4 protein-coding genes are annotated in these 3,601 nt (G+C 59.3%); 1 reads left to right on the forward strand and 3 read right to left on the reverse strand.

The window, feature by feature from the left end; all coding sequences use genetic code 11:
* The coding region (locus tag ACQY6C_RS14580) for a class I SAM-dependent methyltransferase (protein ID WP_427969986.1) at nt 1-1,106 on the reverse strand (1,106 nt) is incomplete at its 3' end.
* Nucleotides 1,103-2,416: a class I SAM-dependent methyltransferase gene (locus ACQY6C_RS14585; protein WP_427969988.1), complete on the reverse strand. Its 1,314-nt coding sequence runs from the start codon at nt 2,414-2,416 to the stop codon at nt 1,103-1,105. The genes ACQY6C_RS14580 and ACQY6C_RS14585, both read right to left, overlap by 4 nt.
* An 86-nt stretch (nt 2,417-2,502) precedes the next feature.
* Here ACQY6C_RS14585 and ACQY6C_RS14590 point away from each other — a divergent pair, with 86 nt between their 5' ends.
* Complete coding sequence (locus ACQY6C_RS14590) at nt 2,503-2,940, forward strand: DUF1801 domain-containing protein (protein ID WP_427969990.1); 438 nt, start codon at nt 2,503-2,505, stop codon at nt 2,938-2,940.
* A gap of 11 nt (nt 2,941-2,951) precedes the next feature.
* Here ACQY6C_RS14590 and ACQY6C_RS14595 read toward each other — a convergent pair.
* Nucleotides 2,952-3,601, reverse strand: a 650-nt coding sequence (locus ACQY6C_RS14595; protein WP_427969992.1) for a molybdopterin-dependent oxidoreductase, incomplete at its 5' end; no start/stop codon positions are given.

Consider the following 3,601-nt stretch of genomic DNA (forward strand, 5'->3'; position numbering starts at 1 on the left):
GTCCACATGCGATAAAAGCGCTCGTCGAACATGGCGATGATCTCGCTCCGATGGGCTTCGCAATTGGCGTACCATGCGCGCAATGTCCTAGCGTAATGCAGCCGCAGCGTCTCGATATCGGTATGGATCAGCCGCATCTTTTCGCTCGCCGCCAAAGTCTCTGAAAGCGCCGGGATATATCCGCCAGGAAAGATGTATTTCGCAGTAAAGGCGTCGGTCGTACCCGGCCCGCCAAAGCGCCCGATCGTGTGCAGCAGCATCACGCCTTCATCGGTGAGCAGATTGGCGCAGGCGCGGAAGAAGGTTTCGAATTGCGGGCGGCCGACATGTTCGAACATACCGACCGAGACGATCCGGTCAAAGCGCTCTCCCCTTGCGGCAAGGTCGCGGTAATCGACCAGTTCGAAGCGGACGCGATCCGTTACGCCAGCCGCCTCCGCGCGTTCGCGCGCAAGCGCCAGCTGTTCTTCCGACAGAGTAATTCCCAGCACCTTCACATCGAAATGCCGCGCGAGATAGATCGCCATGCCGCCCCAGCCGCAACCAATGTCGAGCACGTGCTGCCCGCTCTCCAACGCCAGTTTCGCGGCGATATGTGCCAGCTTGGCCTCTTGCGCCTGAGCCAGCGTTTCAACGCCCGGCGCCCAATAGGCGCAGCTATATTGCATGTGCTCGTGGTCGAGCATCGTGCGGTAGAGATCGTTGCCGATGTCATAGTGATGCGCGACATTGCGCTTCGAACTCGCCGCCTGGTTGAAGGATGACGCGATGAACTTCGCACGGTTCTTCAGCCTGGAGAGTGGGGAAGGGGGCTTGAGCAAGCCGCCGCGTTCCCACGGCTTGTTCGCGCGCAGTAGCTGGACGAGCTGCATGACGTCGCCCCGCTCGATCAAGATGCGTCCATCCATATAGGCTTCGCCCGCACCCAGGCGGGGATCGAGCAAGATGTCACGCGCAACCTTGTTGTCGGCAAACCGGATGGCGACTTCGGGAAACCCCTCTGCCGGCGTGCCCAGTTCATGCCGCTCGCCCGAAGGCATGGTGATGGTGAGGCGACCCTGCCTGACGATCGATCCGAGGAAACGGTCGATCAGGCTGCTGCTCATTCCGCCGCCTCTCTCAGCGCCGGATCGAAGCGCCAGCGCGGCACATCGCCTTTCTCGCGCAGGCGGGCCGATTCTTCGGTGATATATTCGCGGGTCATCGGAATGGCATTGCGATCCTTCACATATTGGAGCTGCCAGTTGACCATGGTTCCATTGCGGAAACTCTGCTCGGCCCCGGCAAGGTAGAACAGCCACATGCGGTAGAACTCTTCATCATACATCTGCGTGATCTCTTCGCGGTGCATGACGGTGCGGTTGTACCATTCCTCCAGCGTGTAGGAGTAGTGGAAGCGCATCGCCTCCACGTCCATCACTTGCCAGCCTGCCTTCTCGCTTTCGGTGACGAGTTCGGACAGGGCAGGGATATAGCCGCCGGGGAAGATGTATTTGCGCGTCCATGCGTCAGTGTAGCCGGGAGGGCCCGCACGTCCGCAGCAATGGCTGATCATCACACCATCCGGCTTGAGCAGGCGGTGGGTATGTTCGAAGAATTGCGGATAGTGAATCGTGCCGACATGTTCGAGCAGGCCGACCGAGGAAATCCGGTCAAACTCGCCCTCGACGTCGCGATAGTCCATCAGCGCGAACTTGACCTTGTCGGCCACGCCCTCGGCCTCGGCGCGTTCCTTGCAGAAAGCGATCTGATCGGGCGCCAGAGCAACGCCGGTTACTTCTACGCCGTACATCTTGTTCAGATAGAGTGCGAAGCCGCCCCAGCCGCAGCCGATATCCAGCACCTTCATGCCGGGCTTGAGATAGAGCTTGGCGGCGAGATGCGCCTTCTTGTCCATCTGCGCCTTTTCCAACGAGGTATTGGCAGGATCCTCGCGGTAATAGGCCATGGTGTATTGGCGATCCTCATCAAGGAATCGCTCATATAGCTGGCGAGTGAGGTTATAGGTGTGCTCGGCATTCTTGCGCGCGCTGCCGCGCAGATTGATCCCGTCGAGCTTGGCAACTGCTTTTTGCGCGATCTTGCGCAGAGGACCCTTGGCCTTGAGCGTTTCATCGCCAAGCCGCTTGGCATTCATGGTCACGAACAGGATCATGTCGCGGATGTCGTGCGGTTCCTCGACCACCAGCCAGCCCCACATGTAGGCTTCGCCTGCGCCAAGCTGGGGATAGCGCGCAATGTGCATTGCCGCTTTCCTGTCCGTCAGCCGGATGCGGATGGGGCCCGGCTTGCCCCCTTCTACAGCGGAGTAGTTTCCGGGTTCGCTGCCATAGATATATTCCCTACCGTCATAGTCGGTCACGATCAGTTGACCGTGCTTGATTGCCTTGTTCAGGAATTTGTCGAGCAGCCACATAGGCGTTGATCCCCCAATTGTTTTGGTACGCTGACAGATGACGCGTGTGGCGCTAACCTGTCAAACGGGGAATGTAGGAACGGCTTATGTCTGAACCGAAGACAAAGCTCACGAGGCAGGATCCAGCGGAATTCATTGCCGCCGTCGAACCGGCGACAAAGCGCGAGGATGCCAGAAAACTTGATGCGCTGTTCCGCAAAGTTACCGGAGCGGCTCCGAGGATGTGGGGTCCCTCCATCATCGGTTACGGCGAATATCGCACAACCTATGCCAGCGGCCGCGACGTGAACTGGATGCGCACAGGCTTTTCACCGCGCAAGGCGAAACACTCGCTCTACCTGATGGGCGGATATTGCGACAAGGCAGAAGGCAAACGGCGTGAAGCACTGCTTGGCAAACTGGGCAAGCACAAGATGGGGAAAAGCTGTCTCTACGTTAACAAGCTGGCCGATATCGATATGGATGTGCTCGAAGAGATGATCGCTTCTGACTGGGCCGCAATGCAGCGCAAATACCCAGACTAGCCGGCCAGGAGCTAAATCCCCGCGTACCACTGGTATCCGGCGCGATCCTCCCAATAGCCGCCCTTGCCATCGCCGATGCCGTCCAGCGACGCCACGGCTTCGATCGCGGTGAGGTATTTGGGGTGTTTGTAGCCGAGCTGGCGTTCCACCCGCATCCGCAGCGGTGCGCCGTTCTTTTCGGGTAGTGGCTCGCCATTGAGCATATGCGCGATGATCGTCTGTGGGTGATAGGCATCGACCATGTCGATACTCTCGTAATAGTCGCCGCCATTATATTTGTCGGCGCAGCGGAAGACGATGAACCTGGCCGCTTCCTGCACGCCTGCCGCATCGAGCAATAGCGAAAGCTGCACGCCGGTCCATTCGCCGATAGCGCTCCATCCTTCGACGCAATCGTGACGGGTGATTTGGGTGCGTTGTGGCAAGCGGCGGATATTGTCGAGGCTTAGTGCAAGCGGCGTATCGACCAGTCCGCGTACCTCCAGCCTCCAGTCGGGAAATCCGCCGGCAAGCTGCGTGCGGTAAAAGTCGCTATCTACTGTGCGTGAGCCATTGCCGCGGAATGATGGCGAGATTTCCTCGCGTCGATACACAGGCGCAAGTGCCTGTTTCCACGCCAGGGCCCGATGTGCCATGCGGTGCCAAACCTCGGCAGCGGTCC

Source organism: Altererythrobacter sp. (genome assembly GCF_050299635.1).
Lineage (GTDB): Bacteria > Pseudomonadota > Alphaproteobacteria > Sphingomonadales > Sphingomonadaceae > Erythrobacter.